Source organism: Rahnella sp. ATs2, from assembly GCF_051851855.1.
Lineage (GTDB): Bacteria > Pseudomonadota > Gammaproteobacteria > Enterobacterales > Enterobacteriaceae > Rahnella > Rahnella variigena.
On sequence record NZ_JBLYPL010000061.1, the window covers coordinates 1 to 838 of the forward strand.

Sequence of the window (838 nt, forward strand, 5' to 3'; positions counted from 1 at the left end):
CATGGGGAGGCTGGTTAATCTGGGCATCCATCTGGGGACCACCGACCGGGCCGGTGACATTAATTATTCACAGTGAAATTGACCGGCCTATACGGGGATTTAGTGTGAATGGCGTGGCGGGATCGAATGCATTTGCACATGGCGGTGGGGGCGCGACCTGTTGTGGCAGTATCAGCGGAAAGACGGCGGAAGTTGTCTGGACAGTTGATTACACCCTTGCGCAATATCAGGCAGGAACTCGTACTGAAATCCATAAAATAATCATGCCTCTTCCCGAACGCAAATGGGAAGAAAATTATCTGCATGTTTATTTCCTTCCTGCAGATAAGGTCCGTTTGTGGTGGGGTACAGGATTTATTCATCCGAAGGCTGAAGAACTCCCAGATGCAGTAAACGGTAAATAAAAGTTATGGCGGGGAATAAAATGGATTTTTTTAAAAGACTGGAAAAAATAGACGGAGCTGTTAACCGCGGCTACGCGCGCTGGGGTAAATGGCTGGGCGCAGGATTATTATTGTTCATACTGGGATGGGGAGGCTGGTTAGTCTGGGCATCCATCTGGGGGCCACCGACCGGACCGGTGACATTAATTATTCACAGCGAAATTGACCGGCCTATACGGGGATTTAGTGTGAATGGTGTAGCGGGGCCCAATGCATTTGCTCATGGTGGGGGTAAAACAACGTGTTGTGGCAGTATCAGCGGGAAGACGGCGGAAGTTGTCTGGACAGTTGATTACACTCTTGCGCAATATCAGGCAGGAATTCGTACTGAAATCCATAAAGTAATCATGCCTCTTCCCGAACGCAAATGGGGTGAGAATGATTTGCACGTTCAC

The 838-nt window shown here is 49.2% G+C and carries 2 protein-coding genes; both read left to right on the forward strand.

The annotated features are described in order from the left end of the window. A partial coding sequence (locus ACJY2G_RS25505; RefSeq protein WP_430324196.1) for a DUF3304 domain-containing protein occupies positions 1–404 on the forward strand: 404 nt, incomplete at its 5' end. Positions 405–424: 20 nt separating this feature from the next. Further along, positions 425–838 (forward strand): DUF3304 domain-containing protein (locus tag ACJY2G_RS25510; protein WP_430324195.1); only part of this gene is annotated, 414 nt, incomplete at its 3' end.